Origin of the sequence: Mycolicibacterium arabiense (assembly GCF_010731815.2) — a bacterium.
GTDB lineage: Bacteria > Actinomycetota > Actinomycetes > Mycobacteriales > Mycobacteriaceae > Mycobacterium > Mycobacterium arabiense.
Window position 1 is genome coordinate 2,302,678 of the sequence record NZ_AP022593.1, and the last position, 14,858, is coordinate 2,317,535.

Sequence of the window (14,858 nt, forward strand, 5' to 3'; positions counted from 1 at the left end):
CCGTGGCGACCATCGCGCCGGGCTACTCGACCTACCGCGGCACCTACCAGGTCGCCGAGCGCCCCAAGACGTCCTACCGGCACCTCGTCGTGGTGTGGGTGCTGGCCATCGCCCTCATCGCGGCCGGCCTGGTCGCGCTGTCCGGCGCCCTCGCGCGGCCGCCGTCCCGCTACGTGTGCCCCCCGGACTGTGGGACGCCGCCGATCGGCGAACCCGTGACGATCAACCCCCGCTTCACTGCCGCGGACGGCTCGTTCAGCGTCGCCTACCCGGCGGAGGGCTCCGCGTACGACGTCAAGATGGAGCCCGACGGCATCAACGCCGATCTGCTGGTCGGCGACGGCGGCACGCTGCAGCTGTTCGGCGAGCCGGCCCGCGGCCGTGCACCGCGCGACATCGCCTACGAGCTGGTGCTCGAGTCGATACCCGACATCAAGACGGCCTACGAGATCCCGAACGCGATGGTCGGCTACCAGCCCGGCTTCGGCGTCGCCGTGGACTGCTGGCCGCAGGGCATGGCCACGAGCTACACCCGGATGCGGGTGCTGATCATGGTGGCGGTGAAGAACGATCTGGCGCTGGTCGCCGCCGCGCTCGGGCCGTACCACGCGTTCGGCCCCGAGTTCGGCTCCGGCAAGCCCTCGGCCGCCAACCTCCAGATCGCCTTGGACATGGGCAAGTACGTCAACAGCTTCACCTGGCGCGGCGACCCCCTGCGCTGAGCGGGCCCGCCCCCCTGCTGCGCCGAACTGGAGAGTCACGTCGTGAATCCCCCGCGCGGAGCAACGTGACTCTCCAGTTCGGCGGGTGACCGCGATCGCACAATGCCGAATGGTGACATTGACCAATGTCACCATTGATGGTGTACTCGTCGGACTGTTCGACCAACGGAGGTCCGAATGCCCGCCACACCGAGTGCGAGCGATCCCGACATACCCATCCGCGGTTCGTTGCGCTCCCGCGGCGCCGCGAGGGTCAGCGGCCTGACGCTGCGCCAGATCAGCGCGGTGCTGCCACCCGAGCGAGCCTGGGGACTGTGGACCTCGCGCCAGATCGTCGCGCGGATCATGGACGCCTTCGGGCCGTCCCTGGCCGGCACCCGCGTCACCCCGGTCGACGTGCGACTGGCCGACGGCAGGCGCGTGGTCGGGGAATGGGTGCGGGGCAGCGGCGTCGAGAGTTCCCGAGAACGCGCCATCTACTTCCTGCACGGCAGCGGGTTCGCGCTGTGCTCACCGCGTACGCACCGCCGCCTCACCGCGTGGCTGTCCCGGCTCACCGGACTGCCGGTGTTCTGCGTGGACTACCGCCTGGCACCCAAGCACCGCTTCCCCGCAGCGGCCATCGACGTCCGCGCCGGCTGGGACTGGTTGTCCGAAGACCAGGGCTTCGACCCCGCCCAGGTCTTCATCGCGGGTGACTCCGCAGGCGGCCACCTCGCCGTCGACCTGCTGCTGCAGCCCGACGTGGCGCACCCGGCCGGCGTCGCGCTGTTCTCACCCCTGATCGACCTCACCTTCGGGCTGTCCCGCTCGCGCGAGGAGCTGCGCCGGGACCCGGCGATCCGCGCCGTCGACGCCGCCAAGCTGGTCGGCTTGTACTGCGCCGGAACCGATCTCACCGATCCACGGCTCACACTCGACGTCGCGGCAGGCCGGACGCTGCCGCGGACGCTGATCCAGGCCGGCGGTGGCGAGATGCTCGTCGCCGACGCCCGCCGACTCGCCGCGGACGTCGCTGCGGCGGGAGGCGACTGCACGCTCGAGGTGTGGCCCGATCAGGTCCACGTGTTCCAGGCGCTGCCCCGGCTCACCCCCGAGGCCGCCCCTGCGATGCGCCGCGTCGCCGCGTTCGTCGCCGACTCCTGGGCCGACTCGAGCATGGAGAGGGCCGCCGGATGAACGTCTTCGGGTTCGGAAGCCCCAAGCGGACCGTCGGAGCCGACGCCGTCATCACCGGTGCGGGCAGCGGCATCGGCGCCGCCTTCGCCCTCGAGTTGGCCCGCCGCGGCGGCCGCGTGGTCTGCAGCGACCTCGACGAGAACACCGCAGCCGCAACGGCCAAGGCCATCGTCGACGCCGGCGGCTCGGCCACCTCCGTGCGATGCGACGTGGCCCAGATCGACGACGTCACCGCGCTCGCCGCTCGTGCGACGGAGTGGTTCGACGGGGCTCCCACGCTCGTCATCAACAACGCAGGCGTCGGCGCGGGCGGCACCGCCATCGGCGAGGCGACCCTCGACGACTGGAATTGGGTGCTGGGCATCAACCTGTGGGGACCGATCCACGGTTGCCACGTCTTCGCGCCGATCCTGCGTGCCGCCGAACCCCGGCGGCCGCGGGGCATCATCAACGTCGCCTCCGCAGCGGCGTTCGGCGCCGCCCCCGGCATGGCCGCCTACAACGTGAGCAAGGCCGGCGTCCTGTCGCTGTCGGAGACCCTGGCCGCCGAACTGTCCGGCACCGGCATCGGGGTCACCGCGCTGTGCCCGACGTTCGTCAAGACCGGCATCGTCGAATCCGGCCGTATCACAGCGCAATCCACTCAGCTCGCCGACCGGTTGATGCGCCTGACCGGCTTCAGTCCCGAGCGGGTCGCCCGTACGTGCCTGGACACTCACGACCGCGGCGGCCTCTACTGCATGCCGCAGCCCGACGCCAGGATCGGCTGGGGCATCAAGCGATTCACCCCGACGGTGTACACCCGCGCCGTCGGTCTGACCACCCGCGTGACGACTTCCTAGGAGGCCCCCGATGGCTATCGACATGGACATGATGCTGGCGAAGATCAAGGACCGGCAGTGGGCGCTGGCCGACATCGACTGGGACGCACCCGGCGCCGAGACCATCAGCGACGAGTTCCGGCCCAAGCTCAAGGCCTTCATGGCCGACCTTTGCTGGATCGAGAACGTCGGTGCCCGCGGCTTCGCGGCACTCGCCAAGAAGGCACCGACGCCGACCCTGGCCGAGATCTACCGCTACTTCCACGCCGAGGAGCAGCGGCACGCGAACGCCGAACTCGCGCTGATGAAGCGCTGGGGCATGCTGGACGACGGCGAGATGCCGGAGCCGAACGTCAACATCCGACTGGCCATCCAGTGGCTGGACCGCTACGCCGACGACATGTCACTGTCCGTGCTCGGCACCGTCATCCCGATGCTGGAGGTGGCGCTCGACGGCGCGCTGCTCAAGTTCCTGCTCGACGAGGTCCACGACCCCGTCTGTCACCAGGTGTTCGAGAAGATCAACAACGACGAATCCCGCCACATCGCCGTGGACTTCGAGGTGCTCAACCTCATCGGCCACGCGAAGGCGCGCAAGCTCGCCGTCGACTTCGTCGGCAGCTTCGCCACTCCCGGCCTGATCATCGGGATGATCATGTACGTACCGCTGCTCAACCGGATGCGGAACAACATCGTCGACATGGGCCTGGAACCCGAACGCCTGTACAAGGCCATGATGAGGTTCAAGGACCTCGGTGGACGCGCCGAATACACCTGGCGCGTACCGACATACCAGATGCTCAAGCTCCACGCCCGCATGGTGGTCAAGCCCGACAACCCCTACCACTGGATCGCCAACCCCATGGTGTGGGCATCGGACCGCTACCCCAAGAAGCTCTTGAGCCCCATCCCGACCTGGTTCAAGGAACTCACCCACGAGCCGGCGGCCTGACGTGGCGGCACGGGGCACCACCGGCATCCACGACACGCTCATCGTCGGCAGCGGCTTCTCCGGCATCGGCGCGGCGATCAAGCTGACCCAGGCGGGCGTCGACGACCTCGTCATCGTCGAGCGCGAGCATCGCGTGGGCGGCACCTGGCGCGACAACACCTATCCCGGTGCGGCGTGCGACATCCCGTCGCTGCTGTACTCGTTCTCGTTCGTCCCCAACCCGACGTGGTCACGGGCCTACTCCCCCGCCGAGGAGATCCAACGGCACATCGAGGACATGGTCGACCGGTTCGACCTCCGGCGCCGCATCCACTTCGGCGTCGAGGTGAACGGCCTCGACTTCGACGAGGACCTCGGCATCTGGGACGTCCGGACCACCGGCGGCGAGACCTACCGGGCGCGCACCGTCGTGCTGGCATCCGGTCCGCTGCCCGACCACGACTGGCCCGACATCCGCGGGCTCGGCACCTATGAGGGCACCAAGATCCACAGCGCCCGCTGGGACCACGACTACGACTTCACCGGCAAGCGGGTCGCCGTGATCGGCACCGGCGCAAGCGCGGTTCAGATCGTGCCCGAGCTGGTGAAGCAGGCCGGCTTCGTCAAGGTCTTCCAACGCACCCCGGGCTGGGTGATGCCGCGCATGGACCTCGCGACGCCCCCTGCGGCGCAACGCGTCTTCGAGAAGGTGCCTGCCGTGCAACGCATTGCGAGGGGTGCGCTGTACTGGGGGCACGAGGCCAGCGCGACCGCACTGGTGTGGAACTCACCGCTGACCAATGTGGTCAAGCGAATCAGCAAGGCGCACCTGAAACGACAGGTCCAGGACCCGTGGCTGCGTCGGCAGCTCACGCCCGACTTCACCCCAGGGTGCAAGCGCATCCTGATCTCCAACGACTACTACCCCGCGCTGCAACGCGACAACTGCAAGCTGATCGACTGGCCGATCGCCACGATCAGCCCCGTCGGCATCCGCACCAGCGACGGCATCGAGCACCACCTCGACGCCATCGTCTTCGCCACCGGGTACGACGTCCACCTCACCGGCCCGCCGTACCCGGTGACCGGCCGCGGCGGCCGCACCATGGCGCAGGACTGGGCGGGCGGTGCGCAGGCCTACAAGAGCATCAACGCCCACGGCTACCCGAACCTGTTCCTCATGACCGGCCCGAACTCCGGGCCCGGCCACAATTCGCTGCTGGTGTTCGTCGAGGGACAGATCGACTACGCCGTTGCCGGCATCACCAAGATCCTGCGCGACGACCTGCGCTACCTCGACGTCCGGGAGGACGTTCAGCGCACGCACAACGAGGTCATCCAGCGGCGATTGACGAAGACGACGTGGATGAGCGGGTGCAGCAGCTGGTATCTGACACCCGACGGGTTCAACGCCTCGATGTACCCCGGGTTCGCCACACAGTATCTTCGACAGATGCGTGACTTCCGGTTCGGCGACTACGACGCGGTGCCGCGGGACGCGGCGAGTCCCGCACCCGGCGACGTGCGCGCCCGCCGATCCGGTGGAGCAGTCATGTCATCTGCCTGACGTGTCCGGCAAGCAGCCGCGGCAGCAGGCGGGCGCCATCTCGAACATCCTCAACGGGCTTCGACGGGCGCCGCGCCAAATCCGGCGCGGGTCACGCGACGTCATCGAGAACGCGGTGTCCCAACTGTTCGATGCGGCGGTCCAGCCGCACGGCATCGAGGCGTCCGGCGAGTACCGCATCGAGGAGCTGGCGCGGCTGGCGGGCACCACCACGCGCAACATCCGGGTGTATCGCGACCGTGGGCTGCTGCACCCGCCACTGCGCGTCGGCCGCATCGCGCTGTTCAACGACACTCACCTGACCCGGCTGCGGCTCATCACGTCGATGCTCGACCGCGGCTACAACATCGCCCACGTGCACGAGATGCTGTCGGCCTGGGAGCAGGGCAAGGACCTCGGCGACATGCTGGGCCTCGAATCCGCCATCGCGGGCACCTGGGCCACCGAACGGCCCGAGCGCATGACCGAGGACGACGCCCGCAGCCTGGTCGACGACGACCCGGCATTCGAGCGGATGCTCGGCAACGGCGTCATCAAGCGCGACGCCGAGCACGACGGCCAGGTCACGGTGGTGCGGCCGCAGCTGATCGAGATCTTCAACGAGATCAAGCAGTACGGCGTCGCCACCGACAAGCTCGTCGACCTGCACGAGCAGATCGAGCCCCTGGCCGACCAGATCAGCGCCCTGCTGGTGCAGGCGGGCGTCGAGCACGTCGTCGACCGCATCAAGCCCGGCGCCGAGCTACCGCCGGATACCGAAGTGGCGGAACTGATCACGATGCTGGTGCGATTCCGCACCCAGGCCGTCAGTGCGGTCACCGCCACGCTGGCGTTCTCGATCGAGACGACGATCGAATCGGCCGTCAGCCAGATCCTCGGCGACTACATCGCCAAGGCGGCCGACGCCGAAGCCGACTAGGGCAGTTTTCCCGGCGCCTTACTCCCACTCGATCGTGCCGGGCGGCTTGCTCGTCACGTCCAGCACCACGCGGTTGACCTCGCGCACCTCGTTGGTGATGCGCGTCGAGATGCGTTCCAGCACTTCGTAGGGCACCCGCGTCCAGTCCGCAGTCATCGCGTCCTCGCTCGACACCGGGCGCAGCACGATCGGATGCCCGTAGGTGCGGCCGTCACCCTGCACGCCGACCGACCGGACGTCGGCCAGGAGAACCACCGGGCACTGCCAGATCTGCCCGTCGAGGCCCGCCGCGGTCAGCTCTTCGCGCGCGATCGCGTCGGCGCGGCGCAGCGTCTCGAGCCGCGACGCGGTGACCTCGCCGACGATGCGGATGCCGAGGCCGGGACCCGGAAACGGCTGTCGCCCAACGATGTCCTCGGGTAGCCCGAGTTCGCGGCCGACGGCACGGACCTCGTCCTTGAACAGCAAGCGCAGCGGCTCCACTAGCCGGAACTTGAGGTCGTCGGGCAGCCCGCCGACGTTGTGGTGGCTCTTGATGTTGGCGGTGCCGGAGCCGCCGCCGGACTCGACGACGTCGGGGTAGAGCGTGCCCTGCACCAGGAAGTCGACCTCGCCATGACCGTCGGACACGATGTCACGCACCGCGCCCTCGAACGCGCGGATGAACTCCCGGCCGATGATCTTGCGCTTGCCCTCGGGGTTGGTGACGCCGGTGAGCGCCTCGAGGAACCGGTCGGCCACGTCCACCGTCACCAGGTTCGCACCGGTCGATGCGACGAAGTCGCGCTGCACCTGGCCGCGTTCACCTGCCCGCAGCAGACCGTGGTCGACGAACACGCACGTCAACCGGTCACCGATGGCACGCTGCACCAGCGCTGCGGCCACCGCCGAGTCGACGCCGCCGGACAGACCGCAGATGGCCCGCCCGTCGCCGACCTGGGCGCGCACCTGCTCCACGAGGGCGTCGGCGATGTTGGCCGCGGTCCACGTCGCGCCGATGCCCGCGAACTCGTGCAGGAAGCGGCTGAGGATCTGCTGGCCGTGCGGCGTGTGCAGGACCTCGGGGTGGTACTGCACCCCGGCGAGCCGACGGGCACGGTTCTCGAACGCCGCCACCGGCGCACCGGCGCTGGTCGCGACGACGTCGAACCCCTCGGGCGCCTCGGTCACCGCGTCGCCATGGCTCATCCACACCGGTTGCGTCTCAGGCAGATCGGAGTGCAGCGAGCCGCCGGCCACCGACAGCTCGGTGCGGCCGTACTCGCTGGTGCCGGTGTGGGCGACGGTCCCGCCCAGCGCCTGCGCCATGGCCTGGAAGCCGTAGCAGATGCCGAACACCGGGACGCCGATGTCGAACACGGCCGGGTCGAGTTGCGGTGCGCCCTCGGCATACACGCTCGCCGGGCCGCCGGAGAGCACGATCGCCTGCGGGTCGCGGGCCTTGATCTCGTCGATGGTCGCGCTGTGCGGGATCACCTCGGAGTACACCCGCGCCTCGCGGACCCGCCGTGCGATCAGTTGCGCGTACTGCGCACCGAAGTCGACCACCAGAACGGGCCGTGGCGATGAAGGAACATCAGGGTCCGGAACCGTTTCCACCGGGCCAGTCTAGTGGCGGCACGAGCCCGACCCGTCAGCCCGCCGAGCTGACGGGTTCGATCGGCAGCCGACGCAGCGCCGCGGGGGCGTGCTCGGGCACCACGGGGCGCACCGGCGGGATCGGATCGAGCCGACGGTAGGGCTCACCCTGGCTGGGCCGCAGGTCTTCCTCACCCTTGTTCGGCCACAGCGCCGCCGCACGCTCGGCCTGGGCGGTGATGGTCAGCGACGGGTTCACGCCGAGGTTGGCCGACACCGAGGCACCGTCGACCACGTAGAGCGTCGGGTAGTTGTACACCCGCTGGTAGGGGTCGATCACCCCGTGCTCGGCGTCGCTGCCGATCGCGGCACCGCCGAGGAAGTGCGCGGTGAGCGGGATGTTGAACAACTCGCCCCAGGTTCCGCCCGCGACGCCATCGATCTTCTTGGCGATGCGCCGGGTGACCTCGTTGCCCACCGGGATCCACGTGGGGTTCGGCTGGCCGTGGCCCTGCTTGCTCAGATACCGGCGCACGCCGAACTTGTTGCGCTTGGTGTAGGTGGTGATCGAGTTGTCGAGGTTCTGCATGACGAGTGCGATCATCGTGCGCTCACTCCAGCGCCGCGGGTTGAGCAGACGCATTGTGCCGCGCGGGTCGGACTTGGCCGACTGGATCAATTGCTTCCACCGCGGCACGCCGGAACCGTCGGGCAGCAGGCCGTCGGTCATCAGCGTCTGCAGCAGACCCATCGCGTTGGAGCCCTTGCCGTAGCGGCACGGCTCGATGTGAGTGTCCTCCGACGGGTGGATCGACGACGTGATCGCGACACCGTGGGTCAGGTCCAGGTCGTCGCGCACGCGCAGCCGTCCCGCGCCGACGATCGACTCGGAGTTGGTGCGGGTCAGCACGCCGAGCTTCTCCGACAGTTCCGGCAGCCGCCCGGTGTCGCGCAGCTTGAACAGCAGCTTCTGGGTGCCGTAGGTGCCGCCGGCGACGATGACCTGCGCGGCGGTGTACGTCGTCTTCTTCCTGCGGACCCAGCGTCCCGTCCGGACGGTGTGCACCTTCCACGACCCGTCGGGCTGCGGTTCCAGATCGTTGACGGTGGTCATCGGAATGACGTCGGCCCCAGCGCTTTCCGCGAGCCCGAGGTAGTTCTTCAGCAGAGTGTTCTTGGCGCCGTAGCGGCAGCCCGTCATGCAGGAACCGCACTCGATGCACCCCGTTCGCTCTGGTCCCACGCCGCCGAAGTACGGGTCGGGGACGCGCTTGCCTGGGGTCTTTTCGTTGTCGGGACCGAAGAACACGCCGACGGGGGTCGGAACGAAGGTGTGGCCGACGCCCATGTCGTCGGCGACCTCCTTCATGATCCGGTCGGCGTCGGTGAAGGTCGGGTTGGTGACGACGCCGAGCATGCGCTTGGCCTGCTCGTAGTGCGGCATCAACTCCTCGCGCCAGTCGGTGATGTCGCGCCACTGCCCGTCCTTGAAGAACGGTTCGTTCGGCACATAGAGGGTGTTGGCGTAGTTCAGCGATCCGCCGCCGACACCCGCGCCCGCCAGGATCATCACATTGCGCAGCAGGTGGATGCGCTGGATGCCGTACATGCCGAACTGCGGCGCCCACAGGAACTTGCGCAGGTTCCACGAGGTCTTCGCGAACTCGGCGTCGGCGAACCGCCTGCCCGCCTCGAGTACGCCGACGCGGTAACCCTTCTCGGTTAGCCGGAGTGCACTCACACTGCCACCGAAGCCGGAGCCGATGATCAGGACGTCGTAGTCATGAGCCATTCCGACATTATGAACTTACCGACCGGTAACGTGCTAGACAGGCCACCCTAACTTGTAAAGAAAGTCAGCCATCGGCGCTGGCCACGCGTACGCGTGATCGGGCGCTGGCCGCGAACGTGACGCTGGAGTGACTATCAGACGCCGGCGCGACGCTGGCGTCACGTTCGGCCTCCAGGCGGCTAGCTGCCTACGGTCAGGCCGACCTTCTGGAACTCCTTGAGGTCGCAGTAGCCGGCCTTGGCCATCGCGCGGCGCAGGCCGCCGACGAGGTTGAGCGAACCGAACGGGTCGTCGGACGGGCCGGTGAGCACCTGCTGCAGCGACGGCCGCTCGCCCTCGACCACCTCGAGCATCGCGCCGCGCGGCAGCGACGGGTGGGCTGCCGCCGACGGCCAGAACCAGCCGCCGCCGAGCGCTTCCTCGGCGACCGCGAGCGGAGTACCGAGCACCACTGCGTCGGCGCCGCAGGCGATGGCCTTCGCGAGGTCACCCGAAGTGTGGATGTCGCCGTCGGCGAGCACGTGGACGTACCGGCCGCCGGTCTCGTCGAGGTACTCGCGGCGTGCGGCTGCGGCGTCGGCGATCGCGGTCGCCATCGGCACGCTGATGCCAAGCACCTCGTCGCTCGTGGTGACGCCCTCGGTCGAGCCGTAGCCGACGATCACGCCTGCAGCGCCGGTGCGCATGAGGTGCAGCGCGGTCCGATGGTCCAGCACGCCGCCCGCGACGACGGGCACGTCCAACTCGGAGATGAACGTCTTGAGGTTGAGTGGCTCGCCGACCCCGTGATCCTGGGCGACCCGCTCGGCGGAGATGATCGTGCCCTGGATGACCAGCAGGTCGATGCCCGCCGCGACCAGTGCCGGGGTCAGCGCCTGCGCGTTCTGCGGACTGACCCGCACCGCGGTGGTGACGCCGGCGTCGCGAATCCGCGACACCGCGGCGCCGAGCAACTCGGGGTCCAGCGGCGCCGCGTGCAACTGCTGCAGCAGCCGGATGGCAGCCGAGCCGTCGTCGGGCTCCTTCGCCGCGGCCTCGATGACCTGCAGGACCTTCGCCTCGACGTCGGCGTGCCTACCGATCAGGCCCTCGCCGTTGAGAACGCCGAGACCGCCCTGCCTACCCATCTCGATCGCGAACTCGACCGACACCAGCGCGTCAGTCGGGTGCGAGACGACCGGGATGTCGAACCGGTAGGCGTCGAGTTGCCACGTCGTCGACACGTCCTGCGAGGACCGCGTCCGACGCGACGGGACGATGTTGATGTCCCGGAGTTCATAGGTGCGACGGGCAGTCCTGCCCATGCCGATTTCGACCATGTCACGCATGACTGTGCCGTCTTCCTGTCAGCTCTTCAGATTTCGCGCGCGGGCGGTTAGCGCGCGTAGTAGTTGGGCGCCTCGACGGTCATCGCGATGTCGTGCGGATGGCTCTCCTTGAGACCGGCCGCGGTGATCTGCACGAACTGCGCCTGCTGCAACTGCTCGATGGTCGCCGATCCGGTGTACCCCATCGCGGCGCGCAACCCGCCGGTGAGCTGGTGCACGACCGTGGCCAGGGGCCCACGGAACGGGACCCGGCCCTCGATGCCCTCGGGCACCAGCTTGTCCTCGCTCAGCACGTCGTCTTGGAAGTAGCGGTCCTTGGAGAAGCTCTTCTGCGCGCCCCGGTTCTGCATGGCGCCCAGCGAACCCATGCCGCGGTAGCTCTTGAACTGCTTGCCGTTGACGAAGACCAGGTCGCCGGGGGCCTCGGCGGTTCCCGCGAGCAGCGACCCGAGCATGGCGGTCGACGCTCCCGCGGCGAGTGCCTTGGCGATGTCGCCGGAGTACTGAAGCCCGCCGTCGGCGATCACCGGCACGCCCGAGGGCGAGCAGGCCGCGACGGCTTCCAGGATCGCGGTGATCTGCGGTGCCCCGACGCCCGCGACGACGCGCGTCGTGCAGATCGACCCGGGGCCCACGCCGACCTTGACGGCGTCGGCACCGGCCGAGACCAGCGCGGCGGCCGCCGAGCGGGTCGCGACGTTGCCGCCGATCACGTCCACGCGATCGCCGCACATCTTCTTGACCCAGGACACCATGTCGAGCACACCGCGGTTGTGGGCGTGGGCGGTGTCGACGATCAGGACGTCGACGCCCGCGTCGGCCAGCGTCATCGCGCGCTCCCGGGCGTCGCCGCCCACGCCGACGGCCGCTCCGACCAGCAGTCGTCCGTCACTGTCCTTGGTGGCGAGCGGGAACTGCTCGGTCTTGACGAAGTCCTTGACGGTGATCAGTCCAGTCAACTTGCCGTGTCCGTCGACGATCGGCAGCTTCTCGATCTTGTGCCGCCGCAGCAGACCCAGCGCCGCCTCGGCGGAGACGCCCTCCTGCGCGGTGATCAGCGGGGCCTTGGTCATCACCTCGGCGACCGGCTTGTTGGTGTCGACCTCGAAGCGCATGTCGCGGTTGGTGATGATGCCGACGAGTGCGCCGTGGTCGTCGACGACCGGCAGGCCCGAGATGTGGAACCGCGCGCACATCGCGTCGACCTCGGCCAGCGTGTTGGTCGGCGAGCACGTCACGGGGTTGGTCACCATGCCGGCCTCGGACCGCTTCACGGTCTCGACCTGGGCGGCCTGCTCGGCGACCGGCAGGTTGCGGTGCAGCACGCCCATGCCACCGGCGCGGGCCATGGCGATGGCCATGCGCGACTCGGTGACGGTGTCCATCGCCGAACTCACCAGCGGCACCCGGAGGCGGATGCGCTTGGTCAGCTGGCTGGAGGTGTCCGCGTCGGCGGGCACGACGTCGGATGCGGCAGGCAGCAGCAGGACGTCGTCGAACGTCAGACCGAGCATGGCCACCTTGGTGGGGTCATCACCGCCTGTCGGCACAGGAACGGTGAGGGGAAGGCTGCTTTCAGCGATCGACATGGGGTTGGCCTCCCGGAAGGTGCGGCGCGGAAAAGTCGTCAAGTGACCATCCTATCGGGACCAGCGGCGAGGATCCGGTTCACGCCCCGTCGGGACCGCGGAATCCGTGCAGGACACGCGCCGTGGAACGGCCCGCACCGCTGGCGCGATGCCCGCGGGCCTGCGTACTGTGGAACCGTGCGTGACCACCTGCCACCGGGTTTGCCGCCCGATCCGTTCGCCGACGACCCGTGTGATCCTTCGGCGGCTCTCGACGCGATCGAGCCGGGACAGCCGCTGGATCCGCAGGAACGCATAGCCGTCGAGGCGGACTTGGCCGATCTGGCCGTGTACGAGGCCCTGTTGGCGCACAAGGGCATTCGCGGGCTCGTCGTCTGCTGCGACGAGTGCCAGCAGGACCACTACCACGACTGGGACATGCTGCGCGCCAACCTGTTGCAGCTGCTCGTCGACGGCACGGTCCGTCCACACGAGCCTGCCTACGATCCGGAACCGGACGCGTACGTCACGTGGGATTACTGCCGCGGATACGCCGACGCCTCGCTCAACGAGGCCACGTCGTCGGATTCCGACGGCTATCGCTGACGGCGTAACCCGCCCGGCTAGAACGACCCTCGAACTCAGCCAGCGCTCTCGGGCACCACGATCGTCGTGGTGACGGGCGCCTCGGGGCCCTCTTCCACCTCGACCTCTACCTCACCCTCCGGTGCCGGGGGCACGGTGGTCCTGGGCGCAGGTGGGATCGAACTGGTCGCCACGCGGGTCGGTGACGCCGGCGCCTGACTGGCCGGAGCCTGCGGCGATGGAGCATCGGCCACCGGCTGGCGCGTCGTCGTCGTGGTCACCGTGGTCGGGACCGTCGTGGTCACAGTCGTCACGGGCGGCGGCGCCTGGGTGGTCGTGCTCGGCGGCACGGTCGTGGCCGGTGCCGACGTGGTCGGCGGAGCCGTCGTGGTCGCGGGCTCGGTGGTTCCCGGCGGAGGCGTTCCCGGCGCGCTGGTTCCCGGCTCGGTGGTCCCGGTGTTCCCGGGCTCGCTAGCACCCGGTGCCGGCGACGTCGTCGGAGCACCGGGTGAGGACGGCGTCGTGGTGGGCGACGTCGGAGTGGTGGTGGCGGGTGACGTCGAGTCCGACGGCAGGACCTCGGGTCCCGTCGTGGTCTCGGTGGTCGACGTCGTGTCGGTCACGACCGGCACCGGCAGCAGCGTCAGCGGCGACTCCGGGAGAACCGGCAGGGGCTCGCCCGCGGGCGGCAGCGTGGCGGCCGGGTCCTGCTCGACGACCTTGTAGGACAGGGCGTTGAACTGCTCGATCAGGTCGTGCTTGCGCTCGACCTCGTCGACGCTCTGCACAGTGGTCGACAGGGCGACGAGCTTGTCCTGGGCCTGATCCCACTGCCCCTGCTCGACGAGCTGCTGCACCTGCGCCAGCTCCTGCTGAGCGGCCAGTGCGACCTGGTCGTCGCGGGTGACCTGCTGCTCGCCAAAGATCATGTTGCGCATGCCATAGAGCGCGTCGCCAGGACCGGCGCCGTAGACCGCGGCACCGAACCCGCCGATGCACAGGACTGCTGCCGCTGCGGATCCGACGACCGACAGCGTGAACCGGTTGGCGTGGCGCGGCCGCTGCGCGGCGCGAAGCGCCATCGCGGCGTCGTCCTCGGTGACCACCGCGAACAACGGCGTCTCGCGGACGCCGTCGCGCCAGTCGGCGAGCAGGTACGCCAGCTCGGCGTCACCGGGGTCGGTCGAGTAGACCGGCTGATTGGTGCTGAGCGCCTCGACGAAGCGGTCGGCGCGGTTGATGTCGTTGAGTGAGGAATCGCCGCCGTTGGACGTCCATCGACCGAAATCAGGCATGGTCGGGTCCCGTCGCGACTATTTCGCTCTTGAGCCGCGCGAGCGCGCGGTGCTGCGCCACGCGGACGGCACCGGCGGTGCTACCCACGGCCTCGGCGGTCTCCTCGGCACTCATGCCGACGACCACTCGGAGGATGATGATTTCACGTTGCTTCTCCGGCAATATCTCGAGCAGCTTCTTCATCCGCGCCGCCGACTCGGAGTCGATGGCCAGCTGTTCGGGGCCGGCCGCGGTGGACGCTCGTTCCGGCAGGGCGTCGGTGGCGTCACTCTTGTTGCGCCCAGCGGCGCGGTGGGCGTCAGCAACCTTGTGTGCGGCGATGCCATATACGAAGGCCAGGAACGGTCGTCCCTGATCCTTATAGCGCGGCAGCGCCGTGATGGCGGCCAAGCACACCTCCTGAGCCACGTCGTCAGCTGAGAGACCGCTACGGTCCGCGGTTCCGATCCGCGCCCGCACATAGCGGACGATGATCGGGCGGATGATCTCCAGCACCTTCCGGAGCGCATCTCGATCACCGGCAACCGCTTGAGCGACGACAGCATCGAGACCTTCTCCCGAAAATGTCATCG

General features: G+C 69.0%; 13 protein-coding genes. 7 read left to right on the forward strand and 6 right to left on the reverse strand.

Going from position 1 to position 14,858, the window contains the following annotated elements:
* The first annotated feature begins 2 nt into the window (after positions 1–2).
* The 6 genes from G6N61_RS12755 to G6N61_RS12780 all read left to right on the forward strand — a co-directional run bounded on the left by G6N61_RS12755 (position 3) and on the right by G6N61_RS12780 (position 6,139).
* The gene (locus G6N61_RS12755; protein WP_163918858.1) at positions 3–722 is read left to right on the forward strand and encodes a hypothetical protein; all 720 of its coding nucleotides are present in this window, start codon (positions 3–5) and stop codon (positions 720–722) included.
* A 177-nt stretch (positions 723–899) separates the two neighbouring features.
* Positions 900–1,901 (forward strand): alpha/beta hydrolase, encoded by a 1,002-nt coding sequence (locus G6N61_RS12760; RefSeq protein WP_163918859.1) that lies wholly within the window; start codon positions 900–902, stop codon positions 1,899–1,901.
* Complete coding sequence (locus tag G6N61_RS12765; protein ID WP_163918860.1) at positions 1,898–2,743, forward strand: SDR family NAD(P)-dependent oxidoreductase; 846 nt, start codon at positions 1,898–1,900, stop codon at positions 2,741–2,743. Before G6N61_RS12760 ends, G6N61_RS12765 begins: the two co-directional genes overlap by 4 nt.
* 10 nt (positions 2,744–2,753) lie before the next feature.
* The gene (locus G6N61_RS12770; RefSeq protein WP_163918861.1) at positions 2,754–3,674 is read left to right on the forward strand and encodes a ferritin-like domain-containing protein; all 921 of its coding nucleotides are present in this window, start codon (positions 2,754–2,756) and stop codon (positions 3,672–3,674) included.
* Between the two features lies 1 nt (position 3,675).
* Complete coding sequence (locus G6N61_RS12775) at positions 3,676–5,220, forward strand: flavin-containing monooxygenase (RefSeq protein WP_163918862.1); 1,545 nt, start codon at positions 3,676–3,678, stop codon at positions 5,218–5,220.
* A gap of 1 nt (position 5,221) precedes the next feature.
* Complete coding sequence (locus G6N61_RS12780; RefSeq protein WP_407666438.1) at positions 5,222–6,139, forward strand: MerR family transcriptional regulator; 918 nt, start codon at positions 5,222–5,224, stop codon at positions 6,137–6,139.
* 18 nt (positions 6,140–6,157) lie between these two features.
* On the opposite strand, the gene guaA is transcribed toward G6N61_RS12780, so the two are convergent.
* The 4 genes from guaA to guaB form a co-directional block, all read right to left on the reverse strand.
* Positions 6,158–7,738, reverse strand: coding sequence for a glutamine-hydrolyzing GMP synthase (gene guaA / locus G6N61_RS12785; protein WP_163918863.1), 1,581 nt, complete (start codon positions 7,736–7,738; stop codon positions 6,158–6,160).
* Positions 7,739–7,772: 34 nt separating this feature from the next.
* Complete coding sequence (locus G6N61_RS12790; protein WP_163918864.1) at positions 7,773–9,509, reverse strand: FAD-dependent oxidoreductase; 1,737 nt, start codon at positions 9,507–9,509, stop codon at positions 7,773–7,775.
* Between the two features lie 179 nt (positions 9,510–9,688).
* Positions 9,689–10,837: a GuaB3 family IMP dehydrogenase-related protein gene (locus G6N61_RS12795; protein ID WP_163918865.1), complete on the reverse strand. Its 1,149-nt coding sequence runs from the start codon at positions 10,835–10,837 to the stop codon at positions 9,689–9,691.
* Positions 10,838–10,884: 47 nt separating this feature from the next.
* Positions 10,885–12,426: an IMP dehydrogenase gene (gene guaB, locus G6N61_RS12800; protein ID WP_163924793.1), complete on the reverse strand. Its 1,542-nt coding sequence runs from the start codon at positions 12,424–12,426 to the stop codon at positions 10,885–10,887.
* A 177-nt stretch (positions 12,427–12,603) separates the two neighbouring features.
* On the opposite strand from guaB, the gene G6N61_RS12805 reads away from it, so the two are divergent.
* Positions 12,604–13,011, forward strand: a complete 408-nt coding sequence (locus G6N61_RS12805) for a DUF5319 domain-containing protein (RefSeq protein ID WP_163918866.1) — start codon at positions 12,604–12,606, stop codon at positions 13,009–13,011.
* Positions 13,012–13,046: 35 nt separating this feature from the next.
* Here G6N61_RS12805 and G6N61_RS12810 read toward each other — a convergent pair whose 3' ends face one another.
* Together G6N61_RS12810 and G6N61_RS12815 are read right to left on the reverse strand one after the other, a co-directional pair.
* Positions 13,047–14,285 (reverse strand): anti-sigma-D factor RsdA, encoded by a 1,239-nt coding sequence (locus tag G6N61_RS12810; protein ID WP_163918867.1) that lies wholly within the window; start codon positions 14,283–14,285, stop codon positions 13,047–13,049.
* Positions 14,278–14,856 carry a sigma-70 family RNA polymerase sigma factor gene (locus G6N61_RS12815; protein WP_163918868.1) on the reverse strand — a complete coding sequence of 193 codons (579 nt, stop codon included), beginning with the start codon at positions 14,854–14,856 and terminating at the stop codon, positions 14,278–14,280. The genes G6N61_RS12810 and G6N61_RS12815 overlap by 8 nt, the downstream gene beginning before the upstream one ends.
* Between the last annotated feature and the right edge of the window lie 2 nt (positions 14,857–14,858).

Excerpts from the sequence above, each read along its gene's own strand:
- G6N61_RS12765 (WP_163918860.1), top strand. The coding sequence starts at position 1,898 with ATGAACGTCTTCGGGTTCGGAAGCCCCAAGCGGACCGTCGGAGCCGAC.
- G6N61_RS12770 (WP_163918861.1), top strand. The coding sequence starts at position 2,754 with ATGGCTATCGACATGGACATGATGCTGGCGAAGATCAAGGACCGGCAG.
- G6N61_RS12815 (WP_163918868.1), bottom strand. The coding sequence starts at position 14,856 with ATGACATTTTCGGGAGAAGGTCTCGATGCTGTCGTCGCTCAAGCGGTT.
- G6N61_RS12760 (WP_163918859.1), top strand. The coding sequence starts at position 900 with ATGCCCGCCACACCGAGTGCGAGCGATCCCGACATACCCATCCGCGGT.
- G6N61_RS12795 (WP_163918865.1), bottom strand. The coding sequence starts at position 10,837 with ATGCGTGACATGGTCGAAATCGGCATGGGCAGGACTGCCCGTCGCACC.
- guaB (WP_163924793.1), bottom strand. The coding sequence starts at position 12,426 with ATGTCGATCGCTGAAAGCAGCCTTCCCCTCACCGTTCCTGTGCCGACA.
- G6N61_RS12810 (WP_163918867.1), bottom strand. The coding sequence starts at position 14,285 with ATGCCTGATTTCGGTCGATGGACGTCCAACGGCGGCGATTCCTCACTC.
- G6N61_RS12790 (WP_163918864.1), bottom strand. The coding sequence starts at position 9,509 with ATGGCTCATGACTACGACGTCCTGATCATCGGCTCCGGCTTCGGTGGC.